Source organism: Streptomyces sp. NBC_01525, assembly GCF_045040405.1.
Classification (GTDB): domain Bacteria; phylum Actinomycetota; class Actinomycetes; order Streptomycetales; family Streptomycetaceae; genus Streptomyces; species Streptomyces benahoarensis.
Genome location: NZ_CP109397.1, coordinates 6,080,640 through 6,098,977, shown reverse-complemented (window position 1 = coordinate 6,098,977; position 18,338 = coordinate 6,080,640). Strand labels below are relative to the sequence as shown.

Sequence of the window (18,338 nt, the reverse complement as noted above, 5' to 3'; positions counted from 1 at the left end):
GTGCAGTGGTGCGGGCGTACATCAGCGCCTCCCGGCGATGCGGCGGCCGGCCGCGCGGGCGTCCAGACCGGACAGGCCGCGCACCGCGACGAACGCCTTCTCCCGGCCCGGCAGCGACACCCGGCCACGGAGTACGGCTTCCGGGTCGTCGGCGATGCGGGTCAGCAGCCGGTGGTAGATCCCGGCCATCGCGGCGACGCAGGCGCCGCTGCGGCGGTCGAGCATCGGCAGCAGCCGGAAGCCCTCGGCGAAGAGCGCGCGGGCGCGGGCGGCCTCGAAGTGCACCAGCCCGGCGAAGTCCGCGCCCGGCGGCGGCACCGGCGCGTCGAACCCGGCCGAGCAGCCGAACTTCGCGAGGTCCTCGGAGGGCAGGTAGGTGCGGCCGTTGGCGGCGTCCTCGCGGACGTCGCGCAGGATGTTGGTGAGCTGCAGGGCGAGGCCGAGGGTGTCGGCGTACTCGGGGGCGCGCGCGGCGTCCGGCGCGCCGGGCACCGTGCCGAACACGCCGAGCGAGAGCCGCCCGATGGCCCCGGCGACGCAGCGGCAGTAGAGCCTCAGCTCGTCCCAGGTGCGGTAGGTCTCGCCGCGGACGTCCATCAGGACGCCGTCGATCAGCTCGTCGAGACCGACCAGGGGCAGCGGGAAGCGCCGGGCGGCGTCGGCGAGGGCGACGGCGACCGGATCGGTGTCGTCCTCCTCGATCTCGCCGTCCTTGATACGGCCCAGCAGCGCCCGGGTGTCCTCCAGCCGGACGCGCTTGGCCTCCGGCTCCAGGGAGCCGTCGCCGATGTCGTCGACGCGGCGGGAGAAGGCGTAGAGCGCCGACATGGCCTGCCGCTTGGCGACCGGCAGCAGCCGGATGCCGTAGGCGAAGTTCCGGGCCTGATGCCCGGTGATGGCCTCGCAGTAGCGGTATGCGGCGAGCACCGGCGCGGATGTCTGTGCGGTTTCCTCCACGGTCCGACTCACCCCTCTCTTCGCAATGTCGCCCCCACCTCGCGCAGCAGGCTGAGCTTGGTCGGCTTGGGCGGTCCGGGGAGTACGTCGTGGTCGGCGTCGGCGATGGCCCGCAGCGCGGCGCGCCCGCCGCCGACAAAACCGGCCAGCAGCAGCCGCAGGCGGCCGTGCACGCTGCCCACCAGGGGGGCTCCGGCGTCCAGCAGCCGGGCGGCGCGGTCCGCCTCGTGGGCGATCAGCGCGCGCACGGCGGGGCCGGCGTGCGGGGCGGCCAGGTCCGCCTCGGTGACACCGAAGCGCTTCCGGGTCTCCTCTGGGAGGTAGATCCGGTCGCGGGCCAGGTCCTCGGCAACGTCCTGGAGGTGTTCGACGATCTGCAGCGCGGTGCAGATCTCGTCGGAGCGACGGACGCGTTCGGGGCTGGTGGTGCCGGTGATGCCGAGGACGAGACGGCCGACGGGGTTGGCGGACAGCTCGCAGTACGCGTCGAGGTCCGCGGCGGTCGCATAGCGCGAGATCCGCTGGTCCTGGCGGTTCGCCTCGATCAGGCCGAGGAAGGGCTCGGGCGTCAGCCCGCAGCGGCGGACGGTCGGGCCCAGGCGGCGCAGGAGCGGGTGGCGGGGGCCAGGGGCGCGGTCGCTGAAGACGCGATGCAGGTCCGCTTCGAGGGCGTCGAGCAGCGCGAGGCGGTCGTCGGCCCGGTCGCGCTCCAGCCCGAGGAGGACGGCGTCGCCGCCACCGGGGGCGAGGTCGCCGTCGCCGATGTCGTCGACCAGGCGGGCGTAGCCGTAGATCGCCATGAGGTCCCCGCGCCAGGCACGAGGCAGGAAGAAGGGCGCGACCGGGAAGTTCTCGTGAGCGGCCTGGTCGAGGACGGCGCGCGAGAGATCGTCCACCGGCCGGCCCGCGGGGGCCTGGGCCGTTTCTCGGCTCACCGAAGTCTGCCCGGCACGTTTCGGAGCCGGAGCGGTCCAGTAGCCATTGCCGTCACGTCTCCCGTTCTACACCGCCAAGCTAAAACATCCCATTTCGGACACGCCACAGGTCACGGCACGCCCGACGGGACCGTTCGACGCTCACGAATGGCGAGCATTGCCCGACTTATACCACTTATTCTGATCAGTACCCGTACAGCTTACGCCGTAGATCTTCGCGACGGATGACCGGGTCCCGCACCCCCGGACCGCGCCCGGCACCACGCCACGCGAGGCCCAACGACCCTCCGGCCGACGGGAGTTGACCGGCTCATGACGGCCACAGGGCCCCCGCGAACGTCTCGCGGGGGCCCGGGCCGGAGGCGGACTACTTGCCCGACTCCTTTTCGTACGCCTTGATGACCTCGTCGGTCGGGCCGTCCATCAGCAACTCGCCCTTCTCCAGCCACAGCACCCGGTCGCAGGTGTCCCTGATCGACTTGTTGTTGTGGCTGACCAGGAAGACCGTACCGGCCTCCTTGCGCAGCTCGCGGATGCGGGCCTCGGAGCGCTTTTGGAACTTGCGGTCGCCGGTGGCCAGCGCCTCGTCGATCATCAGCACGTCGTGGTCCTTCGCCGCGGCGATGGAGAACCGCAGACGGGCCGCCATACCGGACGAGTAGGTGCGCATCGGCAGCGAGATGAAGTCGCCCTTCTCGTTGATGCCCGAGAAGTCGACGATGCCCTGGTAGCGCTCGCGGACCTGGTCGCGGGACATGCCCATCGCCAGCCCGCCCAGCACCACGTTCTTCTCGCCGGTCAGGTCGTTCATCAGCGCGGCGTTCACGCCCAGCAGCGACGGCTGGCCGTCGGTGTAGACCTTGCCGCGCTCGGCCGGGAGGAGACCGGCGATGGCCCGCAGCAGCGTCGACTTGCCCGAGCCGTTGGAGCCGATCAGCCCGATGGCCTCGCCGCGGTACGCGGTGAAGGTGACGCCCTTGACCGCGTGCACCTCGCGGACGCTGCCGCCCGGCTTGCGGCGGATGATGCGGTTGAGCGCCGCGGTGGCGCTGCCCTTGCCGCCACCGCCGTAGACGCGGTAGACGATGTGCAGATCGTCGGCGATCACGGTGGGGGTGGCCGGGGCCGCCTGCGCGGTGGCGCCGGTGTCCTGCTGCTGCTCAGCCACGGCCGTAACGCTCCTCAGCCTTCCAGAAGTACACGAAGCCCAGGGCGCCGACGAGCAGCGCCCAGCCGAGGGCCAGCGCCCAGACGTGCGGCGGCAGGTCGGCGTGGTTGAAGCCATGCCCCAGCAGCGAGTAGCGCATCAGGTCGATGTAGACCGACGCCGGGTTCGACGCCAGCAGGTTGATCAGCCATTCGGCGGCGTGCTTGTTCCGCAGCTGCTCGGTCAGGTTGTACATGACGCCGGACGCGTACATCCACGTCCGCATGATGAACGGCAGCAGCTGCGCCAGGTCGGGGGTCTTCGCACCGGCGCGCGCCATGATCATGGCCAGACCGGTGTTGAAGACGTACTGGAGGACCAGCGTGGGGAACACCAGCAGCCACGACATCGACGGGTAGTGCCCGAACCCGAGCAGGACGATGACCAGCACGATCATCGAGAACAGCAGCTGCTGGAGCTGCTGGAGGGCGAACGAGATCGGCAGCGAGGCGCGCGGGAAGTGCAGCGCGCGCACCAGTCCGAGATTGCCGGAGATCGCCCGGACGCCAGCCATCGCCGAGCTCTGGGTGAAGGTGAAGACGAAGACACCGGTCACCAGGAACGGGATGTAGACGTCGTTCGACATGCTGCCCCGGCCGCCCATGAGCAGACCGAAGATGAAGTAGTACACCAGCGCGTTGAGCAGCGGCGTCGCCACCTGCCAGACCTGGCCCAGCTTCGCCTGGCTGTACTGCGCGGTCAGCTTGGCGCTGGAGAAGGCGGCGATGAAGTGGCGCCGGTCCCACAGCTGCCGGACGTATTCGAACAGGCCGGGCCGGGCTCCGCTCTGCGACAGCCCGTACTTCTGGGCCAGCTGAGCAGGGGTGAGTCCCTCGTCGGGGGATGGCGGGGCACTCATGGCGACCGCACCGTCGTGCGTGGTCTCGCTCACAGTTGACACTTTCGTCCTCAAGGTGCGCTGCCGGGGCCACGCCCCGGCTCGCGCCTGATGCTCTCAGATATTGAGCTTGTCAGATGACGGGAGGGCGACCCAGCCGGGTCAGGCGCCACACGGTACGCCACTTCATGGGACGCCTGGGGCCGCAAGGGGTCGTCCAGCCCTCCTTGAAGCCGGCCAGCCAGACGCGCAGCGCCGGCCAGGAGGGGCGCCGGGCCAGGGTCAGCAGGAACCAGACACCGAGATAGACCGGAACCAGCAGAGCGGGCAGATTGCGCCGCGCCAGCCAGACGCGGTTCCGGGCCACCATCCGGTGGTAGACCGCGTGCCGGCTCGGCGCCATCGTCGGATGGAGCAGCAGCATGTCCGCGCGGTAGTCGACCAGCCAGCCCGCGTCCAGCGCGCGCCAGGCCAGATCGGTCTCCTCGTGCGCGTAGAAGAAGTCGTCGGGCAAGCCGCCGACCTGCGCGAACACCGCCGTACGGGCCGCGTTGGCGCCACCGAGGAAGGTGGTCACGCGCGAGGAGCGCATCGGGTCGGAGGCGCGCAGCCGCGGGACGTGGCGGCGCTGGGTCTCCCCGGTGTCCGGGTCGGCGATCCGGAAGCTGATGATGCCCAGCTTCTCCTCCGCGGCGAACGCCTGGCGGCACAGCTCGGCGGTGTCCGGCCGGGCCAGCAGGCCGTCGTCGTCGAGGAAGAGCAGGACGTCGACGTCGGTGCCGCCGGGGCCGAACGCCTCGATGCCGACGTTGCGGCCCGCCGGGATGCCGACGTTCTCCGGCAGCTCGACGGTGCGCACCATCAGCCCGGGGACGTCCAGCTCGGGCAGGGGTGAGCCGTTGCCGACCACCACCACCTCGACCGGATCGCCCTCCTGCTCGGCGACCGAGTCCAGCAGCGCGCGCAGTTCCTCGGGGCGGTTGCCCATGGTGAGGACCACCGCGCCGACCGTCATCTTCTGAGGGGTCTTCGTCACTTGAGCCTGCTGGAAGCGAGGATGGACACGAGATGGAGCAGCGTCTGGAGCAGCGCGATACCGGCGAGCACCGCGACGCCGAGCCGCGAGAAGAAGAGATCGCCACGGACGGTGTCCACGATCGCGAGGACCAGGATCAGCAGGGACGCCTCGACGCCGAGGACCAGCCGGTGGAACTTGAGGGCCGCGGCCGCCTTACGGGCCAGCGCCATGCCGGAGGAACGCGGCTCGGACGCCGCCTCCTTGACCGGCGGCAGGCCCTGCTGGTGCCGGGCCACGCCGACAAGGTCCGTCTCCGCCTTGATCAGGATCGCGCCGAGGGCGGCGAGGGTGCCGAGGAAGGCCCACAGCCAGTCGATGCGGCCCGTGCCCCACAGATCGGCGGCGCGCAGGCCGAAGCCGACCAGGACCGCGGCGTCGCACAGGTAGGCGGCGACGCGGTCCAGGTAGACCCCGGACATCGAGTACTGCTTCTTCCAGCGGGCGATCTCACCGTCGACGCAGTCGAACAGCAGATACAGCTGGACCATCACCACGCCGAGCACGGCGCCCCAGATCCCCGGCACCAACAGGGCCGGGGCGGCGAGGGCACCGGCGACGGTCATCACGTAGGTCAGCTGGTTGGGCGTGACCTTCGTGGTCACCAGGTGCCGGTCGATGCGGAGGGAGACCTCACGCATGTAGAGCCGACCGGCCCAGTGCTCGCCGCTCCGCCGGTCCTTCACGCCCGGAGGGTGAACGACCGGCCGGAGTTCAGCTACGGATGGTTTTGGCATAGTCGGCGTATGCGTCCCTGATCTCGTCGGTGGACAGGTCCAGGTGTTCCAGGATGGTGTACCGGCCGGGCCGGGTCTTCGGGGCGAACTCGACGACCTGGACGAACTCCTCGTCCGTGAAGCCGATCTCACCCGGCGTGACCGGCAGGCCGTGCCGCTGGAGCGCCTCGACCATCAGCGCGGACATCTCCGCGTCCCCGCGCAGGTGCGTGGCGAACGCGGCGCCGAGGCCGCACTGCTCGCCGTGGCTCGCCGCCCGCTTGGGGAAGAGGATGTCGAAGCCGTGGTTGATCTCGTGGCAGGCACCGGAGGCCGGCCGGCTGTCGCCCGCGACGGACATCGAGATGCCGGTGAGGACGAGGCCCTCGGCCAGCACCTGGAGGAAGTTGTCGTCGCCGACACTGCCGGGGTGGCGCAGCACGGCCTCACCGGCCTGGCGCGCCATCGCGGCGGCCAGCCCGTCTATCGCCTCGCCGTTCTCCTGGTGGGCCAGCTCCCAGTCCGCGACCGCGGAGATGTTGGAGATGGCGTCACCGATACCGGAGCGGACGAAGCGGACGGGCGCCTCGCGGATGATGTCGAGGTCGATGACGACGGCGATCGGGTTCGGCACCCCGTAGGAGCCGCGGCCCGCGTCGTTGTCGAGCGTGGCGACCGGCGAGCACAGGCCGTCGTGCGACAGGTTCGTCGCGACGGCGACGAGCGGCAGGCCGATCCGCGCCGCGGCGTACTTGGCGCAGTCGATGATCTTGCCGCCGCCGAGGCCCACGACGGCGTCGTAGTGCCCCTTCTTCATGGCGTCGCCGAGCTTGATCGCGTCGTCGAGCGTGCCGCCGCCGACCTCGTACCAGTCCGCGCCGGGCAGCGCGGGGGACAGCCGCTCCCGCAGCCGGGCGCCCGAACCGCCGGAGATGGCGATCGCGAGCTTCCCGGATGCGGAGATGCGCTGATCGGCCAGGAGGCCCGCCAGGTCGTCCAGGGCGCCGGCGTTGATGTCGACGACGACCGGGGACGGAATGAGGCGGGTCAGTACTGGCATGCGATCTCACGGCCCTTCGCGAGGTCGTCGTGGTTGTCGATCTCGACCCACGTGACGTCGCCGATGGGGGCCACGTCGACCTGGAAGCCGCGGTTGACCAGCTCCTGGTAGCCGTCCTCGTAGTAGAGGTCGGGGTCGCGCTCGAAGGTGGTCTTGAGGGCGTCGGCCAGCTCGTCGGCGGCGGAGCCCTCGATGAGGGTGACGCCGATGTACTCGCCGGTCGCCTCGGCCGGGTCCATCAGCTTGGTGATCTTCTGGACGCCCTTGGCGGGGTCGACGACGACCTTCATCTCCTCGTCGGCGAGCTGCTTGACGGTGTCCAGCGCGAGGATGATCTTCTGGCCGTTGCCGCGGGCGGCGAGCAGCGTCTTCTCGACGGAGACCGGGTGCACGGTGTCGCCGTTGGCGAGGATCACGTCGTGCTTGATGGCGTCACGGCCGCACCACAGGGAGTAGGCGTTGTTCCACTCCTCGGCCTTGTCGTTGTCGATGAGCGTCAGCTTGAGGCCGTACTTGGCCTCCAGCGCGGCCTGGCGCTCGTAGACGGCTTCCTTCTTGTAGCCGACGATGATCGCGACCTCGGTCAGGCCGATCTCGGCGAAGTTGCCGAGCGTCAGGTCCAGGATGGTCGTGTCCCCATCGACCGGCACCAGCGCCTTGGGCAGGGTGTCGGTGTAGGGGCGCAGACGCCGTCCGGCGCCGGCGGCCAGCACGAGGCCGATCATGCGGGTTCTCCTTCATCGTGTACGGCGGGTGCGCCGGTCTTCGCGGCACGCACCCAGAAGCGGATGCTCTCGACGAGCACCAGCAGACCCAGCGCGCCGGCGAGTACCGCGAGCGCGAGGGGAAAATCGGAGGGGGTCAGCAGAGCGGCGAGGACGGTGACCACGAGGATCCGTCCTTCGCTGCCGCCGGCGGCCCGCACCAGCCAGCGCGGCGGCGCGCCACTGCCGCCACGGATGCGGTAGACCGCGTCGTAGTGATGGTAGGCGACCGCCGCGACCAGCCCGAACGCCGCGGGCAGCGCACCGTGCGCACCGCTGCGGGCGGCGAGTACCAAGATCGTGACGTACTCGGCGGCGCGCAGGAACGGCGGCACCAGCCAGTCCAGGACGCCCTTGAGCGGGCGGGCCACGGCGGCGCCGGTCAACAGCGCGGCGCAGCAGGCGAGGCCCACGGTCAGCCAGGACGCCGGGTCGTCCTCGAAGATCACCGCGCTCAGCAGCACGGCGGCGGCGAGGAAGGCCATGACCGGGGCGAGGAACGAGCCGGTGCGGCCGCGGCCGCGCATGGGGCGGGCGATCAGCTCGGCGAGCGCGCCGGTGTCGGCGAGGTCGGCCAGTGCGCGGGCGGCGCGGTCGGTGCGCCGGGCCCGGCGGGTCAGCGAGCGCAGCACGCGTCCGGCGGTGGTGTAGCAGGCGGCCAGCGCGCAGCCGATCAGCAGGACGGAGAAGACGATGCGGGGGGTGGTGCAGGCGGTGAGCACGGCGATCAGGGCCCAGCGCTCACCGATCGGCAGCACGATCATCCGGCGCGCCCAGACGGTCCAGCCGACGCTGTCGAGCCGGTCGGAGAGTGCGGCGGTGGGGCTGGTGTTGGCCGCCGCGTCGTGGTTGGCCTCGTTGAACGAGAAGTCGACGACATGGCGGCAGGTCTGGAGGATCATCGCGCCGAGCGCCAGCGCCCATACCTCGTCATGGCCGCCGCCACGGGCGGCGCCGAGGGCGAGACCGGCGTAGTACGCGTACTCCTTGGCCCGGTCGAAGGTGGCGTCGAGCCAGGCGCCCATCGTCGAGTACTGCAGGGAGTAGCGGGCGAGCTGCCCGTCGGTGCAGTCGAGGACGAAGGAGAGGAGCAGCAGGGCACCGGCGGCGACGAAACCGCCGCGGGTGCCGGTGGCCGCGCAGCCCGCCGCGATCAGCGCGGTGAGCAGCGAGGCGGTGGTGACCTGGTTCGGGGTCAGGCCGCGCCGTGCGCACCAGCGGGCGAGGTAACGGGAGTACGGGCTGATGCAGTGCGTGGTGAAGAACCCGTCGCGGGACTTGACCGCGCTGCGCAGCCGTACCGCCTCCTCGTCGACCGCGGCGACGGCCTCCTGGGCCTCTTCGCGGCGGGCCGGGGTGAGCGGGACGGCGGCGACCAGGCTGCCGGGCTCGATGCGCTGGAGGCCGATGTCGGCGCGTTCCAGGGCGTCGGTCAGGGTGCCGGTGAGGACGTCGGTGAGGTGGGCGCTGCCGGCGCCGACGGGGACCCGGGTGGCCGCGCGGTCCAGCGCGGCGCGGGCCGCGGGCTGCACGGTGAGCGCGCCCTCGACGGCGGCGGCCGGGAAGCGGGGGTCGGTGAGCGCGAGGCGCAGGGTGTGCCGGTGGCCGACGAAGCGGGGGTCCACGACGGCGATCCGCTCATGGGCGGGGGCCGCGGCGATCAGCTCGGCCGCGGACGCGGGGTCCTGCGCCGTACGGATGTCGAAGCCCAGCGCGCGCAGATCGCCTTCGAGCGGCGACCCGGCGACCGGCGGACCGGTGAGGATGGCGGTCGACAGACGAACTCACTCCTTGAATGCTGACAAGGCCGCGCCGGCCGGTCCGCATTCGGCACGAACTACCCGGGCAGTGGGCGCGGCACACCTCGCCCCGTGGGGCCGGTGGCACGTCGGCAGAGGCTATCGGATGCGGGTTGAGGCCGTTCACCGCGGATTCACCGCACGATCGAGTGACCGACGGCTGCGTCTGCCGCGATCATCATGGTGGATCGGGTGGCGCGGGAACAACTGACGGCCGGGGCGGCGGCACGTTCCGGCGCCGGATATGCGGGGGCTGGTCACGGGTGGTGCGGGTTGATCCGTGACGCGTCCGGCACCCCCTGGCGGCTGCGCGGGTGCCCTGGTCGGAGGCGTGCGCCGGTTTCTCGGGGCCCGCGCGGGATGTGGACCTTCTCACGGGCGGGCGGGGACGGGGGCGCCGGCGGGCGGGGTGCGCCGGAGCTCGGCGGCGCAGGCACACCGCCGCGCGGCGCCTGAACCGTGACGGGGACGGCGGTGGGGCAGACTTGGCGTCGAAGACCGACGACAAGGATGGGCATGCCGATCACATCTGCCAACGGACAGACCGCCGAGCTCGCGGCGGTGAACGCACCGGACGGCGCCGCCGGGCCGATCATGCTGGAGCTGGTCGACGAGGACGGTGCGACGATCGGCACCGCGGAGAAACTCGCCGCCCATCAGGCCCCCGGGCAGCTGCACCGCGCGTTCTCGGTCTTCCTCTTCGACGAGCAGGGGCGGCTGCTGCTGCAACGCCGGGCGCTGGGGAAGTACCACTCCCCCGGTGTGTGGTCCAACACCTGCTGCGGTCATCCGTACCCGGGCGAGAAGCCGTTCGCGGCGGCCGCGCGCCGGACGGCGGAGGAGCTGGGGCTGGCGCCGTCGCTGCTGGCCGAGGCGGGCACGGTGCGCTACAACCACCCGGACCCGGCGTCCGGCCTGGTGGAGCAGGAGTACAACCACCTCTTCGTCGGGCTGGTGCGGGAGGTGCCGGAGCCGGATCCGGCGGAGATCGGCGAGATCGCGTTCGTGACGCCGCAGGAGCTGGAGAAGCGGCACGCCGAGGGCCCGTTCTCCGCGTGGTTCATGACCGTGCTGGACGCGGCGCGTCCGGCGGTGCGGGAGCTCACGGGGTCCGCGGCGGGCTGGTAGGCCGGGGCATGGCGGCCGGTCGGGGCGCCAGCGGGAACTCCACCCAGATGGCCTTGCCGCCGCCGGAGGTCGGGGCGACGCCGCAGGCGCCCCCGGCCTCGGCGGTGACGGTCTTGACCAGCCACAGCCCCCGGCCGCCGAGATCGCCCGCGTCGGCTTCGAGCGCCTTCGGGCAGGAGGGGTGGTTGTCGGCGACGGAGAGGCGCAACCGTCCGGGGCCGAGGTCGAGGCGTACCGCGATCTCCGGGGAGAAGAGGGCGGCGTGCCGGACGGCGTTGGTGACGAGTTCGGAGACGATCAGCAACAGGCCGTCGAGGACGGCGGGGGCGAGGGGGTCCCGCCGCTCGGTGAGCAGGTCCCGGACGGCGTGCCGGGTCCGGGGTACCGATGCCGCATCGAGCGGTGCGGTGAAGCGCCAGGTGCCTTCGCAGGCGGGCGTCGCGGTCAGTTCCTCTGGGGAGTCGGCGGGCGGGCCGGGAGGCGTCCTCACAGGTCGAGTGTGGGGAATGCGCCGATCCGGCCCGGCCCACTGAACACAAGTCAGCGCCAATCGACGCCTTCCGACCGATTCAGCGAGTTTTGCTCACTCGGATGACCGATTCTGTCGCTTCTGCTTCTTCGTCAGGGAACTCCAGGGCGCGGCGGACGCATGTTCCGAGCCATTCGCCACGCCCTGCCCCGTCCGGCCCGGTCCGTGCCGGGCCTCGTCGTACCGGCCCTCCTCGACCATGCCGACGATCCGGCGTCCGCCGAACCCCATCGCGAAGAGGCCGAGGCCGTCGAAGAGCAGCGCAAGGGAGATGAAGATGCCCAGCACATAGCGGCTGCTGTGCGGCCAGTTGCTGAGCACCAGGATGCCCAGCAGGAGGTCGAAGGCGCCCTGCACCAGCGTCCAGCCGAACTGCGGCCCGCGCACCACCACCCCGCCGACCAGCCGGAAGACGCCGCCGGTCAGGAAGAGCAGCGCGGCGAACATCGTCAGCGCCGCCGCGGCCACATCGGGCCGGACGATCACCACGACACCGGCGGCGAGGTTCAGCGCCGCCACGATGACCGCCAGCCAGACGAAGTTCGACCCCCGCGCCTGGAGGGCGTGCAGCAGCCCCACCGCACCGCCGATCAGTAGCAGCCAGCCGAAGAGCAGCATCGAGGTAAGGGTGGCGAGACCGGCGTACGCCAGGCCCACCGCGCCCGCGATGACGAGGACGATGCCGAGCGCCATCAGCCTGCCGAAGCCGCGGCCCAACTCGGCGGAGTGCTGCTCCGGCGTACGGTCACGAGCGGATCTGCCGGTCATCGCCGCCTCCTCCACAAGCCCACTTCCTCCCGGTATAGCGCGTTTCGGCGGGCGGGGCAGAGCGAGCGGGAGACGGGAACAGGCACGGAAACGGCGTACGGAAACGGTGAAGGCCCGGTGCCTGGGCACCGGGCCTTCGCCTGTGAGTAGCGGGGACAGGATTTGAACCTGCGACCTCTGGGTTATGAGCCCAGCGAGCTACCGAGCTGCTCCACCCCGCGTCGGTTCGCCCCACCATACGGGCCGCCCGGCACAGGACCAAATCGGTGGTCGGAAACCACCCCGCCGCCGGTCACCGCGTCACACCGCCCGGTCGGTGACCGTCCCGGCGTCGACCTCGATCCGGCGGGTGGTGTGCACCGCGTCCAGCATCCGCCGGTCGTGCGTGACCAGCAGCAACGTGCCGCCGTACGACGCGAGCGCGGACTCCAGCTGCTCGATGGCCGGGAGGTCGAGGTGGTTGGTCGGCTCGTCCAGAACGAGGAGGTTGACGCCCCGGCCCTGGAGGAGCGCGAGGGCGGCGCGGGTCCGCTCCCCCGGCGACAGGGTGTCCGCCGGACGCAGCACATGCGCCGCCTTCAGCCCGAACTTCGCCAGCAGGGTCCGTACGTCGGCGGGGGCCATCTCCGGTACGGCGGCACGGAAGGCGTCCATCAGCGGGGCGTCGCCGGTGAAGAGACCGCGGGCCTGATCGACCTCGCCGACCACCACGCCGGGGCCCAGCGCCGCCGCGCCCGCGGTCAGCGGCAGCCGGCCGAGGAGCGCGGCGAGCAGCGTCGACTTGCCGGAGCCGTTGGGGCCGATGATCGCGACCCGGTCGCCCCAGTCGATCTGGAGGTCCACCGGGCCGAAGCGGAAGGTGCCGCGGTGCGCCTCGGCGCCGCGCAGGGTGGCCACCACGGATCCGGCGCGGGGCGCGGCGGCGATCTCCATCCGCAGCTCCCACTCCTTGCGCGGCTCCTCGACGACGTCGAGCCGGTCGATCAGACGCTGCGTCTGCTTCGCCTTGGCCGCCTGCTTCTCCGTGGCCTCCACCCGGCCCTTGCGGGCGATCTTGTCGTTGTCGGGGGCCTTGCGGCGGGCGTTGCGGACGCCCTTCGCCATCCAGTTGCGCTGGGTGTGCGCGCGGGTCTCCAGCGACGCCTTGGTGTCGGCGTACTCCTCGTACTCCTCGCGGGCGTGGCGCCGGGCCCGCTCGCGCTCCTCCAGGTAGGAGGCGTAGCCGCCGCCGTAGGTGTTGACCTGCTGCTGGGCGAGGTCCAGCTCGACGACGCGGGTGACCGTGCGGGTCAGGAACTCGCGGTCGTGGCTGACCAGGACCGTCCCGGCGCGGAGCCCGGAGACGAAGCTCTCCAGGCGGCGCAGTCCGTCGAGGTCGAGGTCGTTGGTCGGCTCGTCGAGGAGGAAGACGTCGTAGCGCGACAGGAGCAGGGAGGCGAGGGAGGCGCGGGCGGCCTGGCCGCCGGAGAGGGCGGTCATCGGCCGGTCGAGGCCGGTGGTCAGGCCCAGCTGGGCGCAGGTCTCCTCGGCGCGTTCGTCGAGGTCGGCAGCGCCGAGGGCGAGCCAGCGCTCCAGCGCGGTGGCGTACGCGTCGTCGGCGCCGGGGCGTTCGTCGACCAGCGCCTGGGTGGCGGCGTCGAGGTCGGTCTGGGCGCGGGCGACGCCGGTGCGGCGGGCGAGGAAGGCGCGGACCGACTCGCCGGGGCGGCGGTCGGGCTCCTGCGGGAGGTGACCGACGGTGGCGGTGGGCGGGCTGAGGGCGAGGGTGCCCTGCTCCGGGGTGTCCAGACCGGCGAGCAGGCGCAGCAGCGTCGACTTCCCCGCGCCGTTGGCGCCCACGAGTCCGATCACATCGCCGGGGGCGACGACCAGATCCAGGCCGGAGAAGAGGACGCGCTCACCATGGCCGGCGGTGAGGTCTTTGGCGACGAGAGTGGCTGACATCAGACCGCCGATCGTAGCGGCCCGGCCGCCGGTGGTCGCTCTAATATCCGGGCATGGAACCGGGCCTGAACACGCATGTCAGCGACGGCACAGCGACCGTCGTCCTCAGCAATCCCGCCAAGCGCAACGCGATGACACCACGGATGTGGCGGGAGCTGCCCCCGCTGCTGGCACGGCTGGCCGCGGACGGCGCGGTGCGGTCGCTGGTGCTGACCGGCGAGGGCGGGACGTTCTGCGCCGGTGCGGACATCGCGTCGCTGCGGCAGGGCGCGGGCGAGGCGCAGCAGCTGTCGGTCGCGGCGGAGGAGGCGGTGGCGGCCTTTCCCCGGCCGACGCTGGCGGCGATACGGGGGCACTGCGTGGGCGGCGGCGCGCAGTTGGCGGCCGCCTGCGATCTGCGGTTCGCCGAGGAGGGCGCGGTGTTCGGGGTGACTCCGGCCAAGCTGGGCGTGGTCTACCCGGCGTCGGCCACCCGGCGGCTGGTGCGTCTGGTGGGGCTGTCGGCCGCCAAGTACCTGCTGTTCTCCGGTGAGTTGATCGACTGTGCGCGGGCGCTGCGGACCGGGCTGGTCGACGAGGTGAGCGCGGCGGACGGGCTGGACGCGCGGGTCGCGGAGTTCACCGCGGTGCTGGCGAGCCGGTCGTCGATGACGCAGACGGCGGCGAAGGAGCTGGCCGACGGCGTGTGGGACGTCCCACCGGAGGAGGCCGTACGCCGGGCCGCGCACTGGGCGGCGCGGGCGCACGCCAGCGGCGACACGGCGGAAGGCGCCGCGGCGTTCCTGGAACGCCGGGCGCCGCGCTTCGGGCCGATGGGCTGAGCGGCGGGGCGGGGGGGGCGGTGCCCGCGCCGGACGGGCCGTACCCGGCTGTCGCGAGCGGGCGCGCCCGGCCGGGGCCAGCCAGAGGGCGCGCGCGTCGGGGAACAGCGCACCGCGGGCGGGCGCGCCCGGCCGGGGCCCGAGGGGCGGTTCGCCACGGAGGTCCGGCCCCACTCGGCCGGTGACGCACACCCGGGTTCCCCCCACCGCCCTTCCCGCCATACCAACGGGTCGGTAACCTGCCGGGCATGACCTCTGCGACCTCTCTGGCGCCGCGCGCCGGACGGCACTGCCACCACGTCGTCAACCCGTTCCACTCGACGCACTACTTCTCCCCCGACCTCGGCGCCGAGCTGGCGAAGGTCGGGATCGAGGACCGTAGCGCCGGGTACTTCGCCGTCCGCGCCGCCGCCATGGGCGCGGTCGGCCCCGGCACGGTCACCGCGACGTTCTACAACTTCAGCCACGCCCTGGTCGCCCGGCATGTCCCCGCCGTCTGGGACACCGTCACGCCCGAGGCCGTCCTGGAGGCGCGGCTGCGGGCGGCCGACACCACGCTGCGGCGGCTGCTGGGCGAGGAGGCGCTGGCGTCGCCGGAGATGGCCGAGGCCGCGGAGCTGGCGCTGCGCGCCGCCGAGGCGGGCACCCGGTACGCCCGGCCGCTGTTCGCCGCCCACGCCGATCTGCCGGTCCCGGACGCCCCGCACCTGGCGTACTGGCACGCCGCGACGCTGCTGCGCGAACACCGCGGCGACGCCCATCTGATGGCGCTGCTCGACGCGGAACTGGACGGCCTGGAGGCGCTGGTCACCCATCACGCCAGCGGCCGCGGCATGAGCTACCTGGGCGTCATGCGCACCCGCGGCTGGACCGAGGAGGAGTGGGCCGCCGCGCAGGAGCGGTTGCGCGGGCGCGGACTGCTGGCCGCCGACGGCGAGTTGACCGAGGCCGGGCTGCGGCTGCGCGAGGACCTGGAGGACACCACCGACCGGCTGGACCGGGCACCGTACGAGCGCCTCGGCGCCGAGGGCGTGGCGCGGCTCACCGAGATCGGCGGGGCGTTCACCCAGGCGGCGATGGCGGCGGGCGCGTTCCCGGCGGAGCTGTTCGGCCGGTAGGCCGCTTTCCCGGGCCGCACGCCCGTCCGCCGTTCCCGTACGGGAGCGCCGGGCGGGCGTGCGCCTTCTCACACCCCGGCGCTCCCGGCCGGGCGGTGCGACACCGCGACCGGTGAACCTGCACAATGCAGGCTCAAGCGAGCGCGGGAAGGCGGGTCTGGTTCAACGTGACGGCATCCACCGAGGTCATGGTGTCCATCGAAGCGAGGATCGCCGGGGAGCTCGGCGTCAAGGAGCGGCAGGTGACGGCCGCGGTCGCGCTGCTGGACGGCGGCTCGACGGTCCCGTTCATCGCGCGCTACCGCAAGGAAGCCACCGAGATGCTCGACGACGCGCAGCTGCGCGCGCTGGAGGAGCGGCTGCGCTATCTGCGGGAGCTGGAGGAGCGGCGCACCGCGATCCTGGAGTCCGTACGGTCCCAGGGCAAGCTGGACGCGGCGCTGGAGGGGCGGATCCGGGGCGCGGAGTCCAAGGCGCGGCTGGAGGACATCTACCTCCCGTACAAGCCGAAGCGGCGGACGAAGGCGCAGATCGCGCGGGAGGCGGGGCTCGAACCGCTCGCCGACGGTCTGCTGACCGACCCGTCGGTGGAGCCGCAGGCTGCCGCGGCGGCGTTCGTCGCCGCCGACAAGGGCGTCGCCGATCCGGCCGCGGCGCTGGAGGGCGCGCGGGCCATCCTGACCGAGCGGTTCGGCGAGGACGCGGATCTCATCGGTGAGCTGCGCGAGCGGATGTGGTCGCGCGGCCGGGTCGGCGCGAAGGTCCGCGAGGGCAAGGAGGAGGCGGGCGCGAAGTTCGCCGACTACTTCGACTTCGCGGAGCCGTTCACCGACCTGCCCTCGCACCGGGTGCTGGCGATGCTTCGCGGTGAGAAGGAGGAGATCCTCGACCTCGCGCTGGAGCCGGACGCGGAGCCCGTCGAGGGCCGTACGTCGTACGAGCAGTCCATCGCCGCGAAGTTCCGGATCGCCGACCGCGGGCGGCCCGCCGACGGCTGGCTGCTGGACACCGTCCGCTGGGCCTGGCGCACCCGCGTCCTGGTCCACCTCGGCATCGACCTGCGGCTGCGGCTGCGCCAGGCGGCGGAGGACGAGGCGGTGCGGGTCTTCGCGTCCAACCTGCGCGATCTGCTGCTGGCGGCGCCCGCCGGGACGCGCGCGACGATGGGCCTGGACCCCGGTTTCCGTACCGGCGTGAAGGTGGCCGTGGTGGACGCGACCGGCAAGGTGGCCGCGACCGAGACGATTTACCCGCATGTGCCGCAGCAGAGGTGGGACGCGTCGCTGGCCACGCTGGCGCGGCTGGCGAAGGAGCACGACGTCGAGCTGATCGCGATCGGCAACGGCACGGCCTCCCGCGAGACGGACAAGCTGGCCGCCGATCTGATCGCCGCACAGCCGGAGCTGAAGCTGACGAAGGTGATGGTCTCCGAGGCGGGCGCGTCGGTGTACTCCGCCTCGGCGTTCGCCTCCCAGGAGCTGCCGGGGATGGATGTGTCGCTGCGCGGCGCGGTCTCGATCGCCCGGCGCCTCCAGGACCCGCTGGCCGAACTCGTCAAGATCGACCCGAAGTCGATCGGCGTCGGGCAGTACCAGCACGATCTGTCCGAGGTGAAGCTGTCACGGTCGCTGGACGTGGTGGTCGAGGACTGTGTGAACGGCGTCGGCGTGGACGTCAACACCGCCTCCGCACCGCTGCTCTCGCGGGTCTCCGGCATCAGCTCCGGCCTGGCCGAGAACATCGTCGCGCACCGCGACGCCAACGGCCCGTTCCGCTCCCGCAAGGCCCTCAAGGACGTGTCGCGGCTGGGCCCGAAGGCGTACGAGCAGTGCGCGGGCTTCCTGCGGATCCGCGGCGGCGACGATCCGCTGGACGCCTCCAGCGTGCACCCGGAGGCGTACCCGGTGGTGCGCCGGATGGCCGGGGTGGCGGGCGGCGCGGTGGGCACGCTGATCGGCAACACCGCGGTGCTGCGGTCGCTGCGCCCGGCCGATTTCGTCGACGACGCGTTCGGTCTGCCGACCGTCGGCGACATCCTCCAGGAGCTGGAGAAGCCGGGCCGCGACCCGCGTCCGGAGTTCCGGACCGCGACGTTCAAGGACGGCGTGGAGAAGATCGGCGACCTCGCGGCGGGGATGATCCTGGAGGGCGTGGTGACCAACGTCGCCGCCTTCGGGGCGTTCGTGGACGTCGGTGTCCACCAGGACGGTCTGGTGCATGTGTCCGCGATGTCGAAGACATTCGTCAAGGACCCGCGCGAGGTGGTCAAGCCCGGCGACATCGTGCGGGTCAAGGTCCTCGACGTCGACATCCCGCGCAAGCGGATCTCGCTGACGCTGCGGCTGGACGACGAGGCCGGGCGCGACGGCAAGGCGGCCGGTGAACGGCGCGGCGGCGGCGAACGGCGCGACGGCCAGCGGCCGGGCGGACAGCGCTCCGGCGGGCGCGGCGGCGCGGCCCGGTCGGACGGCGCGCCCCGGTCGGACGGCGCGCCCCGGTCGGGCGGTGGCCGCGGCGGCGACCGGCGGGGCGGCCAGGGCCCCGCGCCCGCCAACGACGCGATGGCCGACGCGCTGCGCCGGGCCGGTCTGCTCGGTGGCGGCGAGGGCGGCGGCCGGCGGCGCTGAGCGGGGCCGGGGCCCGGGCTGCGGGTCCCTGCGTACGGGGTGGGGCTTCGCG

The 18,338-nt window shown here is 72.6% G+C and carries 16 protein-coding genes and 1 tRNA gene; 4 read left to right on the top strand and 13 right to left on the bottom strand.

Translation table 11 applies throughout. The annotated features are described in order from the left end of the window. Positions 1-21 precede the first annotated feature (21 nt). The 9 genes from hpnD to OG422_RS26490 form a co-directional block, all read right to left on the bottom strand. Positions 22-969 carry a presqualene diphosphate synthase HpnD gene (hpnD, locus tag OG422_RS26530; RefSeq protein ID WP_405746381.1) on the bottom strand — a complete coding sequence of 316 codons (948 nt, stop codon included), beginning with the start codon at positions 967-969 and terminating at the stop codon, positions 22-24. Beyond that, a complete protein-coding gene (gene hpnC, locus OG422_RS26525) occupies positions 966-1,892 on the bottom strand; it encodes a squalene synthase HpnC (protein ID WP_251076559.1) in 927 nt (308 codons plus the stop codon). The genes hpnD and hpnC overlap by 4 nt, the downstream gene beginning before the upstream one ends. Positions 1,893-2,259: 367 nt before the next feature. After that, positions 2,260-3,060 (bottom strand): ABC transporter ATP-binding protein, encoded by an 801-nt coding sequence (locus OG422_RS26520; protein WP_143941266.1) that lies wholly within the window; start codon positions 3,058-3,060, stop codon positions 2,260-2,262. Next, on the bottom strand, positions 3,053-3,991 hold the full coding sequence (locus OG422_RS26515) for an ABC transporter permease (RefSeq protein WP_143941265.1): 939 nt from the start codon (positions 3,989-3,991) through the stop codon (positions 3,053-3,055). Before OG422_RS26515 ends, OG422_RS26520 begins: the two co-directional genes overlap by 8 nt. Before the next feature lie 79 nt (positions 3,992-4,070). Then, the gene (locus tag OG422_RS26510; RefSeq protein WP_405748003.1) at positions 4,071-4,952 is read right to left on the bottom strand and encodes a glycosyltransferase family 2 protein; all 882 of its coding nucleotides are present in this window, start codon (positions 4,950-4,952) and stop codon (positions 4,071-4,073) included. Positions 4,953-4,969: 17 nt separating this feature from the next. Further along, positions 4,970-5,749, bottom strand: coding sequence for a CDP-alcohol phosphatidyltransferase family protein (locus OG422_RS26505; protein ID WP_143941264.1), 780 nt, complete (start codon positions 5,747-5,749; stop codon positions 4,970-4,972). Next, positions 5,727-6,788 (bottom strand): iron-containing alcohol dehydrogenase family protein, encoded by a 1,062-nt coding sequence (locus OG422_RS26500; protein WP_405746377.1) that lies wholly within the window; start codon positions 6,786-6,788, stop codon positions 5,727-5,729. The genes OG422_RS26505 and OG422_RS26500 overlap by 23 nt, the downstream gene beginning before the upstream one ends. Then, complete coding sequence (locus OG422_RS26495) at positions 6,776-7,513, bottom strand: sugar phosphate nucleotidyltransferase (RefSeq protein ID WP_143941262.1); 738 nt, start codon at positions 7,511-7,513, stop codon at positions 6,776-6,778. Before OG422_RS26495 ends, OG422_RS26500 begins: the two co-directional genes overlap by 13 nt. Then, positions 7,510-9,330, bottom strand: coding sequence for a DUF5941 domain-containing protein (locus OG422_RS26490; RefSeq protein ID WP_405748001.1), 1,821 nt, complete (start codon positions 9,328-9,330; stop codon positions 7,510-7,512). The genes OG422_RS26495 and OG422_RS26490 overlap by 4 nt, the downstream gene beginning before the upstream one ends. A gap of 537 nt (positions 9,331-9,867) precedes the next feature. On the opposite strand from OG422_RS26490, the gene idi reads away from it, so the two are divergent. Then, positions 9,868-10,479 (top strand): isopentenyl-diphosphate Delta-isomerase, encoded by a 612-nt coding sequence (gene idi, locus OG422_RS26485; protein WP_405746374.1) that lies wholly within the window; start codon positions 9,868-9,870, stop codon positions 10,477-10,479. Here idi and OG422_RS26480 read toward each other — a convergent pair. The 4 genes from OG422_RS26480 to OG422_RS26465 all read right to left on the bottom strand — a co-directional run bounded on the left by OG422_RS26480 (position 10,454) and on the right by OG422_RS26465 (position 13,720). Next, the gene (locus OG422_RS26480; protein WP_405746371.1) at positions 10,454-10,969 is read right to left on the bottom strand and encodes an ATP-binding protein; all 516 of its coding nucleotides are present in this window, start codon (positions 10,967-10,969) and stop codon (positions 10,454-10,456) included. The two genes, idi and OG422_RS26480, sit on opposite strands and share 26 nt — an antisense overlap. A 93-nt stretch (positions 10,970-11,062) precedes the next feature. Then, positions 11,063-11,776, bottom strand: a complete 714-nt coding sequence (locus OG422_RS26475) for an HdeD family acid-resistance protein (RefSeq protein ID WP_143943477.1) — start codon at positions 11,774-11,776, stop codon at positions 11,063-11,065. Between the two features lie 147 nt (positions 11,777-11,923). Next, positions 11,924-11,997 (bottom strand) — tRNA-Met (locus tag OG422_RS26470). Between the two features lie 79 nt (positions 11,998-12,076). Further along, a complete protein-coding gene (locus tag OG422_RS26465; protein ID WP_143943478.1) occupies positions 12,077-13,720 on the bottom strand; it encodes an ABC-F family ATP-binding cassette domain-containing protein in 1,644 nt (547 codons plus the stop codon). A 53-nt stretch (positions 13,721-13,773) separates the two neighbouring features. On the opposite strand from OG422_RS26465, the gene OG422_RS26460 reads away from it, so the two are divergent. The 3 genes from OG422_RS26460 (at position 13,774) to OG422_RS26450 (ending at position 18,286) form a co-directional block, all read left to right on the top strand. Next, positions 13,774-14,541 (top strand): enoyl-CoA hydratase/isomerase family protein, encoded by a 768-nt coding sequence (locus OG422_RS26460; RefSeq protein WP_143943479.1) that lies wholly within the window; start codon positions 13,774-13,776, stop codon positions 14,539-14,541. Positions 14,542-14,789: 248 nt separating this feature from the next. Continuing rightward, entirely contained in the window at positions 14,790-15,659 is an 870-nt protein-coding gene (locus OG422_RS26455; protein ID WP_405746365.1) for an SCO6745 family protein, read from the top strand. Positions 15,660-15,847: 188 nt separating this feature from the next. Beyond that, on the top strand, positions 15,848-18,286 hold the full coding sequence (locus tag OG422_RS26450) for a Tex family protein (RefSeq protein ID WP_405747999.1): 2,439 nt from the start codon (positions 15,848-15,850) through the stop codon (positions 18,284-18,286). Positions 18,287-18,338 lie beyond the last annotated feature (52 nt).

Coding starts and splice junctions, on each gene's coding strand:
- OG422_RS26465 (WP_143943478.1), bottom strand. CDS start 13,720: ATGTCAGCCACTCTCGTCGCCAAAGACCTCACCGCCGGCCATGGTGAG.
- OG422_RS26500 (WP_405746377.1), bottom strand. CDS start 6,788: ATGCCAGTACTGACCCGCCTCATTCCGTCCCCGGTCGTCGTCGACATC.
- OG422_RS26460 (WP_143943479.1), top strand. CDS start 13,774: ATGGAACCGGGCCTGAACACGCATGTCAGCGACGGCACAGCGACCGTC.
- OG422_RS26450 (WP_405747999.1), top strand. CDS start 15,848: ATGGTGTCCATCGAAGCGAGGATCGCCGGGGAGCTCGGCGTCAAGGAG.
- OG422_RS26455 (WP_405746365.1), top strand. CDS start 14,790: ATGACCTCTGCGACCTCTCTGGCGCCGCGCGCCGGACGGCACTGCCAC.
- OG422_RS26505 (WP_143941264.1), bottom strand. CDS start 5,749: ATGCCAAAACCATCCGTAGCTGAACTCCGGCCGGTCGTTCACCCTCCG.
- OG422_RS26495 (WP_143941262.1), bottom strand. CDS start 7,513: ATGATCGGCCTCGTGCTGGCCGCCGGCGCCGGACGGCGTCTGCGCCCC.
- idi (WP_405746374.1), top strand. CDS start 9,868: ATGCCGATCACATCTGCCAACGGACAGACCGCCGAGCTCGCGGCGGTG.
- OG422_RS26475 (WP_143943477.1), bottom strand. CDS start 11,776: ATGACCGGCAGATCCGCTCGTGACCGTACGCCGGAGCAGCACTCCGCC.
- OG422_RS26510 (WP_405748003.1), bottom strand. CDS start 4,952: ATGACGGTCGGCGCGGTGGTCCTCACCATGGGCAACCGCCCCGAGGAA.